Here is a 13,288-nt window from a genome sequence, read left to right as displayed (position 1 = left end):
CCAACTGGCGACGGGCTCGACGCACCGCCACGGCCCCGACGCCGCGCCACTCGCCGCCCCGCGCCACTCAACGCCCCGCCCCACTCAACGCCCCGCCCCACTCACCGCCCCGCACCCGCCGGCGCGGCGCGCCGCACCCTCACTCTCCACCCCGAGGCACCCCCGAAGACCCCCGCACCATCAACTCCCCCCGAACCATGGCGATCCCCCCCGGCGGAGGCTCCTCCCGCCCCATGGCGATCCGCCCGGCCCGAGCCCCCGCCTCGGCCAACGGCAGCCGCACAGTGGTCAGCGCGGGCACAGCGTCGATGCTGAAGGGCAGGTCGTCGAAACCGGCTACAGAAACATCGTCCGGAATGCGCAGCCCGGACTCCCGCAGAGCCGCGCAGGCCCCCAGGGCGACGGAGTCGTTGGCGGCGACCACGGCGGTCAGCGCCGGATCCCGCCGCAGCAGCTCCAGCGTGGCCTCGTACCCCGCCCGCCGGTCGTACCGCCCGTGGACGGTCCAGCGAGGATCCTCCTCGATGCCGGCCGCGACCAGCGCCGCCCGGTGGCCCTCCAGCCGGTGCCGGGTGGTGGTGCGCTCCTCGGGTCCGGCGATGTAACCGAGCCGCCGGTGACCGAGCCCGATGAGGTGCTCGGTCAGCTCCCGCCCGCCGCCGCGGTTGTCGAAGGTGAGCGCGATCGCCCCGGTGTCGGGCGCGGGCGGCCGCCCGCACAGCACGACCCGGGTGCCCGCGTCCGCCAGCCGGCGCAGCTTCGCCGCCACAGCGGTCGCGTGCGCCTTGTCCTCCATGGCCCCACCGGTCAGCACCACGGCCGCGGCCCGCTGCCGCTGCAACAGGGTGAGATAGGTCAGCTCGCGCTCGGGCGAGCCACCGGTGTTGCACACCACCGCCAGCCGCTCACCCCCGGCGCGCCCGCCGGGGCCCCCGATCTCCGCCTGGATCGCGCTCGCCATGATCCCGAAGAAGGGGTCGGCGATGTCGTTGACCAGGATGCCCACCAGGTCGGAGGTGGCCGCGGCCAGTGCGCTGGCGGGACCGTTGAGCACGTAGTCCAGCTCGTCCACGGCCCGCAGTACCCGCTCCCGGGTCGACGCGGCCACGGGGTAGTTCCCGTTCAGTACGCGCGACACCGTCGCGGGCGAGACCTGCGCGCGGGCCGCCACGTCCGCCAGGGTCACCGTCATCTCGTCGTCCTCCGGTCACGCATCTCGTCGTACGTCGTCGTACGCCCTGGTAGACAGCAGGCTCACCTGCCTGGTTCCGGGCGTGTCGAGCAGACCTTACGGCCCCGCACCCGACTTGTTCGCCCCCTCGAACAACTTGGGGTGGACGCGGTCTTGTCCGGACCGCCGGTCAGAGGCTAGCTTCTCCCTGTATAGAAAGCGCTTGCTGTGACGCTGATCAGTGCCAAGGCGTACGCGGCGCGCACATCCGCGTACGAGACGCGCGCGACGCTGCGGGCACCGCCGCGCACGACGCCGCGTACAACGCCTAAGAAGGGACCGACGTGACACGCAAGACGGTGCGTATCGCCATGAACGGCGTGACTGGGCGCATGGGTTACCGCCAGCATCTGGTCCGCTCCATCCTGGCCCTGCGCGAACAGGGCGGCCTCGACCTCGGCGACGGCACCGTGCTGTGGCCGGAGCCGATCCTGGTCGGCCGCCGGGAACACGCGCTGAAGGCGCTTGCTGAAAAGCACGGTCTGGAGCATGTCTCGACGGACGTGGACGAGGTCCTCGCCGACCCCACCGTCGACATCTACTTCGACGCCCAGGTCACCTCCGCCCGCGAGGAGTCCATCAGGAAGGCGATCGCGGCCGGCAAGCACATCTACACCGAGAAGCCGACCGCCACCGGACTGGAGGGCGCCCTGGAGCTGGCCCGGCTCGCCGACGCGAAGGGCATCAAGCACGGTGTCGTCCAGGACAAGCTGTTCCTGCCGGGCCTGCTGAAGCTGAAGCGTCTCATCGACGGCGGCTTCTTCGGCCGCATCCTCTCCATCCGCGGCGAGTTCGGCTACTGGGTCTTCGAGGGCGACTGGCAGGCGGCCCAGCGCCCGTCGTGGAACTACCGCGCCGAGGACGGCGGCGGCATCGTCGTCGACATGTTCCCGCACTGGGAGTACGTCCTGCACGAGCTGTTCGGCCGCGTGAAGACCGTCCAGGCCATCGCCACCACCCACGTCCCGCAGCGCTGGGACGAGAACGGCAAGCCCTACGACGCGACGGCCGACGACTCCGCCTACGGCATCTTCGAACTCGACGGCGGCGCCATCGCCCAGATCAACTCCTCCTGGACGGTCCGCGTCAACCGCGACGAACTGGTCGAGTTCCAGGTCGACGGCACCGAGGGCTCGGCCGTGGCCGGTCTGCGCAACTGCCGCGTCCAGCACCGCTCCGCCACCCCGAAGCCGGTCTGGAACCCGGACATCCCCGCCACCGAGGTCTTCCGCGACCAGTGGCAGGAGGTCCCCGACAACGGCGACTTCGACAACGGTTTCAAGGCCCAGTGGGAACTGTTCCTCAGGCACGTCTACGCCGACGCCCCGTACCACTGGAACCTCCTGGCCGGCGCCCGCGGCGTCCAGCTCGCCGAGCTGGGCCTGAAGTCCTCCGCGGAGGGCCGCCGCCTCGACGTCCCGGAGATCGCGCTGTGACCATCCGACTCCCGGACTCCAGCGGGACCCTGCGGACCTACGACCCCCGCACGGAACCCCTCACCGCCACCACCGGAAGCGCTTTCACCTCCCGTACGGTCTTCTCCGCGGCGCACGTCGTCGCGGACCCGTACGCCGACGTGTCGCCCGACTCACCGGCCGCCGTCGACTGGGACGCCACCCTCGCCTTCCGCCGCCACCTGTGGTCCCACGGGCTCGGCGTCGCCGAGGCGATGGACACCGCCCAGCGCGGCATGGGCCTGGACTGGGCGGGCGCCGCCGAGCTGATCCGCCGCTCGGCGGCCGAGGCCAAAGCGGTGGGCGGCCTGATCGCCTGCGGGGTCGGCACCGACCAGCTCACCGGCCCGGCGTCCCTCGCCGAGGTCCGCGCGGCCTACGAGGAGCAGCTCGCTCTCGTCGAGGCCTCCGGCGCCCAGGCCATCCTGATGGCGTCCCGCGCCCTGGCCGCGGCCGCCAAGGGCCCCGAGGACTACCTCGACATCTACGGCCACCTCCTGCGCCAGTCCGCGGAGCCGGTGATCCTGCACTGGCTGGGCCCGATGTTCGACCCGGCGCTGGAGGGCTACTGGGGCACGTCCGACCTGGACGCGGCGACGGAGGTCTTCCTCCAGGTCATCGCCGCCCACCCGGACAAGGTCGACGGCATCAAGGTCTCCCTGCTGGACGCCAGGCGCGAGGTGGACCTGCGCCGCCGCCTGCCGGACGGGGTCCGCTGCTACACCGGCGACGACTTCAACTACCCCGAGCTGATCGCCGGCGACGAGAAGGGCTTCAGCCACGCCCTGCTCGGCATCTTCGACCCGCTGGGCCCGCTGGCGGCGGAGGCGGTCCGCGTCCTGGACACGGGCGACGTAACCGGTTTCCGGCAGTTGCTGGACCCCACGGTCGACCTCTCCCGTCACCTCTTCCAGACCCCGACCCGTTTCTACAAGACGGGCGTGGTCTTCCTGGCCTGGCTGGCCGGCCACCAGTCGCACTTCACGATGGTCGGCGGCCTCCAGTCGGCCCGCTCCCTCCCGCACCTGGCCCGCGCCTACGAACTCGCCGACGGCCTGGGCCTGTTCCCCGACCCGAAGCTGGCCGAGGAACGGATGAAGAACCTGCTCGCCCTGTACGGAGTGAACCAGTGACCGGTCTCGAGCGTTTCAGCATCAACCAGATGACGGTGAAGCAGTTGTCGATGCCCGAACTGGTGGCGGCCTGCCGCGACCTGGGCATCGGCAACGTCGGCCTCTGGCGTGACCCGGTCCAGACGTACGGCGTCGAGGAGACGGCGAAGCTGGTCCGCGACGCGGGCCTGACGGTGACAACGTTGTGCCGCGGCGGCTTCTTCACCGCCATCGACCCGGACGAGCGCACGGCGGCCCTGGCCGACAACCGCCGGGCGATCGACGAGGCGGCGACCCTGGGCACCGAGGTCCTGGTCCTCGTCTCCGGTGGCCTCCCGCCGGGCTCGAAGGACCTGCACGGAGCCCGCGAACGCATCGCGGACGCGCTGGCGGAACTCGGCCCCTACGCCGAGGACCACGGGGTGAAGCTGGCCATCGAGCCCCTGCACCCCATGTACGCCTCGGACCGCTGCGTGGTCTCGACCCTCACCCAGGCCCTGGACATCGCGGAACGCTTCCCGGCCCACCAGGTGGGCGTCACGGTCGACACGTACCACATCTGGTGGGACGACCAGGCCCCCGCCCAGATCGCCCGAGCGGGCGCGTCCGGCCGCATCCACACCTTCCAACTGGCCGACTGGACCACCCCGTTGCCCGAGGGCGTCCTGAACGGCCGGGGCCAGATCGGCGACGGCGCGATCGACATGCGCGAATGGCAGACCTACGTGGAAACGGCCGGCTACACGGGCGCGATCGAGGTCGAACTGTTCAACGACGCGTTGTGGGCGCGCGACGGCAGGGAAGTACTCGCCGAGACGGCACAGAGGTTCGCGGAGAACCTGACCCTCTGAGCGGCGGCCAGTGCCAGGGCCGCGGGCGCCGGAGCCACTCCGGCGCCCGTGGCCCTCTACGTCACCGCTCCCTGTCCGCCGCCATGATGCCCACGCATTCCTCCAGCGCCGCGTGCAGGGACGGTACGAAAGCGGCGAGTTCGGTGTCCGACGACCTGCCTCCCTCCAGTACGGCGCCGACGACCGTCACCAGGACGGCGGCGGCCTTCAGGGCGTGCGCGTCGGCCAGTTCCTCGAGCACACCGCCGGGGCGCGAGACCACGAACGCCTCCTTGCCGGTGGCGGGGTCGACACCGAGGCTGCGGAACCTCCCCGCGCTCATGCGGCGGCCCCCGACGGGACGTAGTCCTGACCCAGGGTCGCGAGGACGGCCGCACGGCGCCGCTCCCGCTGGAGGTGCCTGCGGTCCCGTGCGTCACGCTCGCGTTCCCAGACGGCGAGGTAGGGCCGGACCAGGGGCAGGCCGTCGGCGGGGATCACGTCCGCGGGCCGCTGCGTGGAGGCGGCCGGGAGGGGGAAGCGGAGCGGGAACGGGTCGAGGGCGCGGTGCGCTCCGCGAGGCGGCAGGAAGAGGCTCACGTTGTTAGTAGTGCTAGGTAGTAGTTGGTAGTAGTACTAAGTAATGCGTGGTTGATGGTGGCGTCATACGGTCGACGGGTGGACAAGATCAGCCCCGATTCGCCGCAGTACGTCTATGAACAGCTCGCCGCGATCATCGAACGGAAGATTCGTTCCGGCGAGTATCCGCCGGGCACGCGGCTGCCGGGCGAACTGACCATGACGCACGAGCACAAAGTCGGTCCGGGCACGGTCCGCCGCGCTCTGGACATCCTTCGGGACAGGGGGCTGGTGGTGACCGTACGCGCCAGAGGGTCCTTCGTCTCCGACCCCCTGCCCCCCGCCCCCCAGGCGTGACCCAAGGGCCGCCCTCCGCAGGATGTGAGCGGACGGACGGCCCCCGGTGATGCCTGGCGTGGGCGCCGGGTCAGTCGGGCAGGCGGTCCATCAGCCAGGTGCAGAGTTCCGCGGTGATCGCCGTGTGCGCGGTGGTCGTGGGCGAGCAGAAGTATTCGTCCAACTCGCTCTCCTCCGGCGAGAGTCCGTTGACCGGCGTGTACAGGTCCTCCTGTGTCTCGATGTCGCGGACGGCCACCGCGCTCACCGACGGGACGAAGCAGACCTCCTCGTGCCGCAGATCCACCGTGCCGCCGAGCTTCCGCATCGCGTCGGCGAGGATCCTGTACGTGTGCAGCGTGCCGCCGGGCGCCCCGTCCACCTCCGGGAAGTCGCTGGTCGTGACGGTCTCTTCGGCCTTGGGGAACCGCCGGTTCAGGTAGGCGGCCGTGACGTCGTCGCCCTGGGCCTGGATGTAGAAAGTGGTGCCGGGATAGATCCGGTCGATCCGCAGCGCGACCTCACCGGGCGTCACGTCGGGCAGGCCGATCCCGTCGGCGCGGCCGTTGGCGACGGCGATCTTCACCGGGATCTGCGGCCAGCCGCCGAGCCGGTTCAGGGCGTCCAGGAACTCGGTGCGCTCCGGGGCGACCCCGATCTTCTTGGTGTCCTTGTCGTAGTGCCGCCACAGCATCTGGCGGGCGGCCGGGCTGTCCATCTGCTTGGCGAAGTCGTTCGCGAACGGGATGAAGTACGAGAACGCCTGCACACCGACGGGGATGGAAGCGCCGCGGTGCGGGCTGTCGTAGGAGAAGTACAGCGCGGTCTGGTGGTCCATCCGCTTCCTCTCCATATCGGCCAGCGCGTAGCGGGTGACGATGCCGCCCATGCTGAACCCGCCGACGACCAGCGGGGCGTTGCCCCGCCGGTGGTCGATGGCCTCCCTGATGGCGGCTTCGGCCGCCCGCGCGTTGTCGAGGATGGACGCGCTGCGCTCCTCGAAGCCGAGGAGGATCACGTCTCTGCCGCGCCGGTGCAGCTCGCTGATGAACCCGTAGCCGCTTTCCAGCCCCTGGTAGGTCTTGTCCAGTTCGCTGCGGCCGAGGTTGAAGCCGTCGGCCATGATCACGGGTCGGACGACATCGCCGGTGGTGTTGCCGTCCGCGGGGAAGACCCAGGCGAAGCCGTTCGGCAGCGGCCACTCGGCGTGGTCCGGTACCTCGACCGGTTCGGCGGGGGCGGTGGTCAGCGGGGCGGCGAGGGTGAACGTACCGACGTTGGGCTCGGTCGTTTCTGACATGGTCGTACTCCTCGGGAGGAGGGTGGGGGAGACCTCGTCATCATGGTGGGCTTTTCGGGAGGATTACCGCCCTGAGCTGCGGCTTCATCACAACAGGTGGATTCCTCGGCGCGTATGTTTGGTGCGTCCGGCATGTGCCACCGGCCAGATTTCTTCGCTCGCCTGTTCCGCCGTCCGTTCGGCTTCGGGATTTCCTCGACCGCCGTGCAACCGTTCCGCCGTCACGCGGGTCATACACGGTGTCAGGACTTCTGGAGGGGGGATCCGGGGGGATCGCGGGGGTTCTGACGACGGAGGGGGCGAGCAAGAGGGGCCCGGTCGACGGACCGGGCCCCTCGAAGCATTCGCGGGGGTCATCGCGCCGTCAGAAGAACACCCCGCACCGCAGCAGCACATTCGCGTACGGCCGCGCCTCCCCGGTCCGCACCACCAGCCGCGCCCCCGCCGACCGCCTTTTCAGCTCCTCGTGCGGGACCAGGGCCAGCCCGGGGAAGTGCCCGTCCAGCAGCGCGGCCGCCGCCGGGTTCGCCTCCCGTACCTCGCGGGCCGCCGTCGCGCCCTCCACGACCAGCTCGGCCAGCAGGCCCTCCAGGACCTCGGCGAACGACGGCACGCCCGCCCGGAAGGCGAGGTCCACGACCCGCGGGCCCTCGGGTATCGGCATGCCCGCGTCGCACACCAGCACCTCGTGCCCGTGCCCCAACTCGGCGAGGGCGCCCGCGAGATGACGGTTGAGTATCCCGCCCTTCCTCACCGGGCCTCGACCTCCGCCGCCGTGGGGAACGACTCCTGCGCGCCCCGCCGGGTCACGGCCACCGCCCCCACCCGCGCCGCGTATCCCGCGGCCTCGGCGAGCGAGGAACCCGCGCCCAGCTTCCACGCCAGCGCCGCCGTGAAGGAGTCGCCCGCCCCGGTCGTGTCCACGGCGTCCACCTTCACCGCCGCCACCCGCTCCGCACCCTCCGCCGACGCCACCAGCGCGCCCTGCGAACCCAGCGTCACCACCACCGACTTCGGCCCCTTCGCCAGCAGCACCCGCGCCCAGTCCTCGGGCCGGTCACCGGCGGCCGTGTCACCGAGGATCACCTTCGCCTCGTGCTCGTTGACGATCAGCGGATCGCAGGCCGCGAGCACCTCGGCGGGCATCGGGCGCGGCGGCGACGGGTTCAGCACGAAGCGGCTGCCGGGCACCAGACTCCGTACGACCTCCACGACCGTCTCCAGCGGGATCTCCAGCTGCGCCGACACCACGCGGGAGGTGTGGAACAGCCCGGCGGCGGCACGCACGTCCTCCGGTGTCAGGCGGCCGTTCGCGCCCGGGGACACCACGATGCTGTTGTCGCCCGACGGGTCCACCGTGATCAGCGCGATCCCGGTCGGCGCCCCGCCCACCAGTACGCCCACGGTGTCGACCCCGGCCGCCCGCTGCGAGTCGAGCAGCAGCCTGCCGTACGCGTCGTCGCCGATCCGGGCCAGCAGCGCCGTACGGGCGCCGAGGCGGGCGGCCGCGACCGCCTGGTTGGCGCCCTTGCCGCCCGGATGGACGGCCAGGTCGGAGCCGAGGACGGTCTCGCCCGCCGCCGGGCGCCGTTCGACGCCGATCACCAGGTCGGCGTTGGCCGACCCTACGACCAGAAGGTCGTAGTCGTACATGAGAACTCCCCTACGTACGTCGCACGTGACGTGAGGCGGGCGGTCCCCCGACCGCCCGCCCGCTTGCCGTAATCGCTTGCTGCAACCGTTTGTTGTAACCGCTTGCCGAATGTCAGCCCGTGAAGCCGGCCACGTTCTCCTTCGTGACCACCTTCACCGGCACCTTCACCGTCTCCGCGACCTTCTTGCCCTGGAACGCCTTCAGTGCGTTGTCCACGGCGATCCTGCCCAGCTCCGAGGGCTGCTGCGCCACGGACGCGTACAGCGTGCCGTTCGTGACCGCGGTCAGGCCGTCCGGGGTGCCGTCGAAGCCGACGACCTGCACGGACTTGCCGGCCTTGGAGCCGAGCGCCTTGATCGCGCCGAGCGCCATCTCGTCGTTGGCGGCGATGACGCCCTGGACGTCCGGGTGCGCCTGGAGCAGGTTCGACATCACGTCGAGGCCCTTGGTGCGGTCGAAGTCGGCCGGCTGCTGGGCCAGCACCTGGATGCCGGGGAAGGCCTTCAGGCCCTTCGCGAAGCCCGCGGCGCGCTCCCGCGCCGCGGACGTGCCCGCCTGCCCCTGGAGGATCACGATCTTGCCGGTGCCGCCGAGCTTCTCGGCGACCGTCTTGGCGGCGAGTTCACCGCCGGCCACGTTGTCGGAGGCCACGAGGGTGTCCGTGGTCGCCTTGTTGACGCCGCGGTCGACCGCGACGACCGGGATCTTCGCCTTGTCGGCGGCCCGTACGGCCGGACCGGCCGCGTCCGAGTCCACCGGGTTGACGATGATCGCGTCGTAGCCGGAACTGGTGAAGTTCTGGAGCTGGTTGGCCTGCTGCGAGGCGTCGTTCTGCGCGTCGGTGACGGTCAGGTCGAGGCCGAGCTTCTTCGCCTCGGCCTTCGCGCCCGACTGGATCTGCACGAAGAACGGGTTGTTGAGGGTGGACAGCGCCAGACCGACCTTCGGGTTCGACGTCGACGAGGAACCGCTGTGCAGGAAGGAGGTCGCGCCGACCACCGCCACGGTGACGACCGCGGCGAGCCCGTACGTCATCGCCTGCCGGCCCTTGCCGCCGCTGCCGCCGGTCCCGGCGGCCACCGGGGTCGCCCCGGCCTTGCGGCGCACGGTGTCCAGCAGCACGGCCAGCGCGATGACGACACCGATGACGACCTGCTGCCAGAACGCCGACACGGAGAGGAGGTTGAGGCCGTTGCGGAGCACCGCCAGGATCAGCGCGCCGATCAGGGTGCCGGACGCCTTACCCGTACCCCCCGCGAGGGAGGCGCCGCCGATGACGACGGCGGCGATGGCGTCCAGCTCGTAGCCGTCGGCGGCCTGCGGCTGCGCGGAGGACAGCCGGGAGGCGAGCACGATGCCCGCGGCGGCGGCGAAAACGCCGGACAGCGCGTAGATCGCGAGCTTCTGCTTCTTCACCCGCAGCCCGGACAGGCGCGCGGCCTCCTCGTTGCCGCCGATGGCGTACATCGAGCGGCCGATGTAGGTGCGCCCGAGGACGAACGCCGCGATCAGGCCCATGACGACCATGACCAGCACGGGCACCGGCAGCCAGCCGCCGAGCGTGTCCCCGAGGTGCGAGACGGAGTCGGGGAACGCGATCGGGGAGCCCTCGGAGATCACCAGCGACAGACCGCGGGCCACCGACAGCATGGCGAGCGTCGCGATGAACGGCGGCAACTTGCCGTAAGCGATGAGGAAACCGTTCACGAGACCGGCCGCGATGCCGGTGGCGACGGCCAGGACGACCGCCAGGACGACCGGCACGCCGTGCGAGGTGGCGCTCCAGGCGAGGACGGTGGCCGAGAGCGCCGCGACCGAGCCGACCGACAGGTCGATGCCCGCGGAGACGATCACGAAGGTCACGCCGAAGGCGAGGATGGCGGTCACGGCCGCCTGGACACCCACGTTGAGCAGGTTGTCCGTGGTCAGGAAGTCTCCCGACAGCGCCGACATGGCGATGACGAGGACGATGAGCGCGGTGAGCGCCCCGTTGTCGAGCAGCAGGCGGCGCACCGCCGCGGCGCCGCCACCGGCGCCCGTCGTGCTCTTGAGCGTGTCAGCGGCCACGGCCGGTCTCCACTTCGGAAGTAGCAGGGGTGGTAGGGGTGGTGGGGGTACCGGGGGTGGTGGGAGTGCTCACGGCGAGTGCCATCACCGCGTCCTGCGTGGCCTCGTCCGCGGCGAGTTCGCCGGCGATCCGGCCCTGGGCCATCACCAGCACCCGGTCGCTCATGCCGAGCACCTCGGGCAGATCGCTGGAGATCATCAGGACGGCGGCCCCGGCGGCCGTCAGCTCGTTGATCAGCTGGTAGATCTCGACCTTGGCGCCGACGTCGATACCGCGCGTCGGCTCGTCGAGGATCAGCACCTTGGTGTCCGCCAGCAACCACTTGCCGATGACGACCTTCTGCTGGTTGCCGCCGGACAGCGTCCGCACCTGCTGACCGAGCCCGGCCATGCGCACCCCGAGCTGCGCGGCGATGCGGCCCGCGGCCTCGTGCTGTCCCCTGAGGTCGACGAGCCCGGCACGGGTGGCCGAACGCAGGGTGACCAGGCCGAGGTTCTCCTCGACGGAGGCGTCCAGCACCAGCCCCTGGCCCTTGCGGTCCTCCGGCACGAGCCCGATCCCGGCGGCCATCGCCGCGGTCACGTCGTGGCGGCGCAGCCGCGCGCCCGCCACCCGCACGGCTCCGTGGTCGTACGGGTCCGCCCCGAACACGGCCCGTACGACCTCGGTACGACCCGCGCCGACCAGTCCGGCCACCCCGACGACCTCGCCGGCCCGCACCTCGAAGCTGACGTCGTGGAAGACGCCGTCCCGCGTCAGGCCTTCGACGGACAGCAGGGCGGCTCCGGTGTCGGCGCGCTCGCGCGGGTACTGCTGCTCGATGGAACGGCCCACCATCAGCCGTACGAGTTCGTCCTCGGGCGTGGACGCCGGGACCTGCCCGACGCTCCTGCCGTCCCGGATGACCGTGACCCGGTCGCCCAGGGCCGCGATCTCCTCCAGGTGGTGGGTGATGAACACGATGCCCACGCCGTCCTCGCGCAGCCTGCGCACGATCGCGAACAGCTTCTCGACCTCCTCGGAGGTGAGCACGGCGGTCGGCTCGTCCATGATCAGCACGCGCGCGTCCAGGCTCAGCGCCTTGGCGATCTCGACCATCTGGAGGCGCGCGATGCCCAGTTCACGCACCCGCGCGCGGGGCGACACGGGCACGCCGACCCGCTCCAGCAGGACGGCGGCGTCGGCCTCCATCCGCTTGCGGTCGATCATCCCGAACCGGCGCGGCTGGCGCCCCAGGAAGATGTTCTCGGCGACCGTCAGGTCCGGTACGAGGTTGAACTCCTGGTAGATGGTCGCGATCCCGAGACGCTCGGAATCCTGCGCCCCGTGGATGCGCACCTCCTCGCCGCCGGCCAGGATCCGCCCGGCGTCGGGTGTGTAGGCGCCGGAGAGCATCTTGATGAGGGTGCTCTTGCCCGCGCCGTTCTCACCGAGCAGCACATGCACCTCGCCCCGCCGCAGGTCGAAGTCGACGCTGTCGAGCGCGACCACCCCGGGGAAGGTCTTGCGTATGCCTTCGATGCGCAGCAACTCGTCCGCGTTGCTCACGACTGGCTCCTGTTCCTTGCTGAGTTCTCGCCGTTCTGGCCGCTCTGCGGCTTCTGGCCGCCCTCGCCGCCCTCGCCGCCCTCGCCGCACGAGCGGCGCACGACGAGACGGGCGGGGAGGGTGACGGACCGGGGGGCCCGCCCCTCGATCCGGTCGACCAGCGCGCGTACGGCCGCGCGCCCCAGCTCGCCCGTCGGCTGGGCGATGGCGGTGATCGGGGGATCGGTGTGCACGAACCACGGGATGTCGTCGAACGCGGCGAGCGCGAGGTCGTCGGGAACGCGCAGCCCACGCGCGCGTACGGCGTCCAGCGCGCCGAGCGCCATCAGGTTGTCGGCGGCGAACACGACCTCGGGCGGCTCGGGCAGGTCGAGGAAGCCCTCGGTGACCCGCCGTCCGCTCTCGGCCTGGAAGTCGCCCTGCCCGATGTAGACGTCCGGGAGATCGATGCCGCAGGCGCCGAGGGCCTCCCGGAAGGCCTCGACGCGCTCGCTGCCGGTGGTGGTGGCGGCCGGGCCCGCGATGATCGCGAGCCGACGGTGCCCCAGCCGGTGCAGGTGCGCCACCAGGTCCCGTACGGCGGCCCGTCCGTCCGCCCGGACGACCGGCACGTCCACGCCGGGGATCCACCGGTCGACGAACACCATCGGGGTCCCCCCGCGCGCGGCGTCCAGCATCAGCGGCGAGCCGCCGTCGGTGGGCGAGACGAGCAGACCGTCGATACGGCGGTCCAGCAGGGTCCGTACGTGGTGGTCCTGGAGGTCGGGCCGCTCGTCGGCGTTACCGATGATGACGCTGTAGCCGAGCGCGCGGGCCGCCTCCTCGACGGAGCGTGCCAGCTCGGTGAAGTAGGGGTTCATCACGTCGCTGATGACCAGGCCCAGGGTGCGGGTCTGATCGGTGCGCAGCGACCGGGCGACGGCGTTCGGGCGGTAGCCCAGCGCCTCGACGGCGGCCAGCACACGCGTGCGCGCGTCCGCGCTGACCGACGGATGGTCGTTCAGGACCCGCGACACCGTGGCGACGGAAACGCCCGCCTCGGCAGCGACGTCCTTGATGCTCGCCATCGCCGCTCCACCTCCTCGTGGAATCGATTACAACGCCGTACGGGAAGGATTGGAATCGATTACACAGAGGTAAATCAAGACCCTGGCGAGCCCGAGACCGAACCGTGAT

Annotated in this window: 13 protein-coding genes; 4 read left to right on the top strand and 9 right to left on the bottom strand. The window is 71.3% G+C overall.

Annotated elements, in window-relative coordinates; translation table 11 throughout:
• Nucleotides 1-139 precede the first annotated feature (139 nt).
• Nucleotides 140-1,192, bottom strand: a complete 1,053-nt coding sequence (locus ACFWJX_RS15555) for a LacI family DNA-binding transcriptional regulator (RefSeq protein ID WP_383242339.1) — start codon at nucleotides 1,190-1,192, stop codon at nucleotides 140-142.
• A gap of 323 nt (nucleotides 1,193-1,515) precedes the next feature.
• Between ACFWJX_RS15555 and ACFWJX_RS15550 the strand changes: the two genes are divergently transcribed.
• Genes ACFWJX_RS15550 through ACFWJX_RS15540 form a run of 3 tightly spaced genes read left to right on the top strand, consistent with a single transcriptional unit; the run spans nucleotide 1,516 to nucleotide 4,648 of the window.
• On the top strand, nucleotides 1,516-2,667 hold the full coding sequence (locus tag ACFWJX_RS15550) for a Gfo/Idh/MocA family protein (protein ID WP_383242337.1): 1,152 nt from the start codon (nucleotides 1,516-1,518) through the stop codon (nucleotides 2,665-2,667).
• Nucleotides 2,664-3,818 carry a dihydrodipicolinate synthase family protein gene (locus tag ACFWJX_RS15545; RefSeq protein ID WP_383242334.1) on the top strand — a complete coding sequence of 385 codons (1,155 nt, stop codon included), beginning with the start codon at nucleotides 2,664-2,666 and terminating at the stop codon, nucleotides 3,816-3,818. The genes ACFWJX_RS15550 and ACFWJX_RS15545 overlap by 4 nt, the downstream gene beginning before the upstream one ends.
• The gene (locus ACFWJX_RS15540) at nucleotides 3,815-4,648 is read left to right on the top strand and encodes a sugar phosphate isomerase/epimerase family protein (protein ID WP_383242331.1); all 834 of its coding nucleotides are present in this window, start codon (nucleotides 3,815-3,817) and stop codon (nucleotides 4,646-4,648) included. The genes ACFWJX_RS15545 and ACFWJX_RS15540 overlap by 4 nt, the downstream gene beginning before the upstream one ends.
• A 61-nt stretch (nucleotides 4,649-4,709) precedes the next feature.
• Here ACFWJX_RS15540 and ACFWJX_RS15535 read toward each other — a convergent pair whose 3' ends face one another.
• Both ACFWJX_RS15535 and ACFWJX_RS15530 read right to left on the bottom strand, forming a co-directional pair.
• A complete protein-coding gene (locus tag ACFWJX_RS15535; protein WP_383242328.1) occupies nucleotides 4,710-4,970 on the bottom strand; it encodes a hypothetical protein in 261 nt (86 codons plus the stop codon).
• Complete coding sequence (locus ACFWJX_RS15530; RefSeq protein ID WP_383242325.1) at nucleotides 4,967-5,227, bottom strand: hypothetical protein; 261 nt, start codon at nucleotides 5,225-5,227, stop codon at nucleotides 4,967-4,969. Before ACFWJX_RS15530 ends, ACFWJX_RS15535 begins: the two co-directional genes overlap by 4 nt.
• 78 nt (nucleotides 5,228-5,305) lie before the next feature.
• On the opposite strand from ACFWJX_RS15530, the gene ACFWJX_RS15525 reads away from it, so the two are divergent.
• On the top strand, nucleotides 5,306-5,563 hold the full coding sequence (locus tag ACFWJX_RS15525) for a GntR family transcriptional regulator (RefSeq protein ID WP_383242322.1): 258 nt from the start codon (nucleotides 5,306-5,308) through the stop codon (nucleotides 5,561-5,563).
• A gap of 70 nt (nucleotides 5,564-5,633) precedes the next feature.
• Here ACFWJX_RS15525 and ACFWJX_RS15520 read toward each other — a convergent pair whose 3' ends face one another.
• From ACFWJX_RS15520 to ACFWJX_RS15495, 6 genes are all read right to left on the bottom strand, one after another.
• On the bottom strand, nucleotides 5,634-6,842 hold the full coding sequence (locus ACFWJX_RS15520) for a hypothetical protein (protein WP_383242319.1): 1,209 nt from the start codon (nucleotides 6,840-6,842) through the stop codon (nucleotides 5,634-5,636).
• A gap of 364 nt (nucleotides 6,843-7,206) precedes the next feature.
• Complete coding sequence (gene rbsD, locus ACFWJX_RS15515) at nucleotides 7,207-7,596, bottom strand: D-ribose pyranase (protein ID WP_383242316.1); 390 nt, start codon at nucleotides 7,594-7,596, stop codon at nucleotides 7,207-7,209.
• Nucleotides 7,593-8,495, bottom strand: a complete 903-nt coding sequence (locus ACFWJX_RS15510; protein ID WP_383242314.1) for a ribokinase — start codon at nucleotides 8,493-8,495, stop codon at nucleotides 7,593-7,595. The genes rbsD and ACFWJX_RS15510 overlap by 4 nt, the downstream gene beginning before the upstream one ends.
• A 112-nt stretch (nucleotides 8,496-8,607) precedes the next feature.
• The gene (locus tag ACFWJX_RS15505; RefSeq protein ID WP_383242311.1) at nucleotides 8,608-10,563 is read right to left on the bottom strand and encodes a substrate-binding domain-containing protein; all 1,956 of its coding nucleotides are present in this window, start codon (nucleotides 10,561-10,563) and stop codon (nucleotides 8,608-8,610) included.
• On the bottom strand, nucleotides 10,553-12,112 hold the full coding sequence (locus ACFWJX_RS15500) for a sugar ABC transporter ATP-binding protein (protein ID WP_383242308.1): 1,560 nt from the start codon (nucleotides 12,110-12,112) through the stop codon (nucleotides 10,553-10,555). The genes ACFWJX_RS15505 and ACFWJX_RS15500 overlap by 11 nt, the downstream gene beginning before the upstream one ends.
• Nucleotides 12,109-13,179 (bottom strand): LacI family DNA-binding transcriptional regulator, encoded by a 1,071-nt coding sequence (locus tag ACFWJX_RS15495; protein ID WP_383242305.1) that lies wholly within the window; start codon nucleotides 13,177-13,179, stop codon nucleotides 12,109-12,111. The genes ACFWJX_RS15500 and ACFWJX_RS15495 overlap by 4 nt, the downstream gene beginning before the upstream one ends.
• Nucleotides 13,180-13,288: the final 109 nt, after the last annotated feature.

The sequence above is a fragment of the Streptomyces sp. NPDC058335 genome, from assembly GCF_042723915.1.
In the GTDB taxonomy this organism is placed as follows: Bacteria; Actinomycetota; Actinomycetes; order Streptomycetales; family Streptomycetaceae; genus Streptomyces.
This window is presented reverse-complemented; position numbering and strand designations above follow the sequence as displayed.

Coding starts and splice junctions, on each gene's coding strand:
- ACFWJX_RS15535 (WP_383242328.1), bottom strand. CDS start 4,970: ATGAGCGCGGGGAGGTTCCGCAGCCTCGGTGTCGACCCCGCCACCGGC.
- ACFWJX_RS15495 (WP_383242305.1), bottom strand. CDS start 13,179: ATGGCGAGCATCAAGGACGTCGCTGCCGAGGCGGGCGTTTCCGTCGCC.
- ACFWJX_RS15555 (WP_383242339.1), bottom strand. CDS start 1,192: ATGACGGTGACCCTGGCGGACGTGGCGGCCCGCGCGCAGGTCTCGCCC.
- ACFWJX_RS15510 (WP_383242314.1), bottom strand. CDS start 8,495: ATGTACGACTACGACCTTCTGGTCGTAGGGTCGGCCAACGCCGACCTG.
- ACFWJX_RS15520 (WP_383242319.1), bottom strand. CDS start 6,842: ATGTCAGAAACGACCGAGCCCAACGTCGGTACGTTCACCCTCGCCGCC.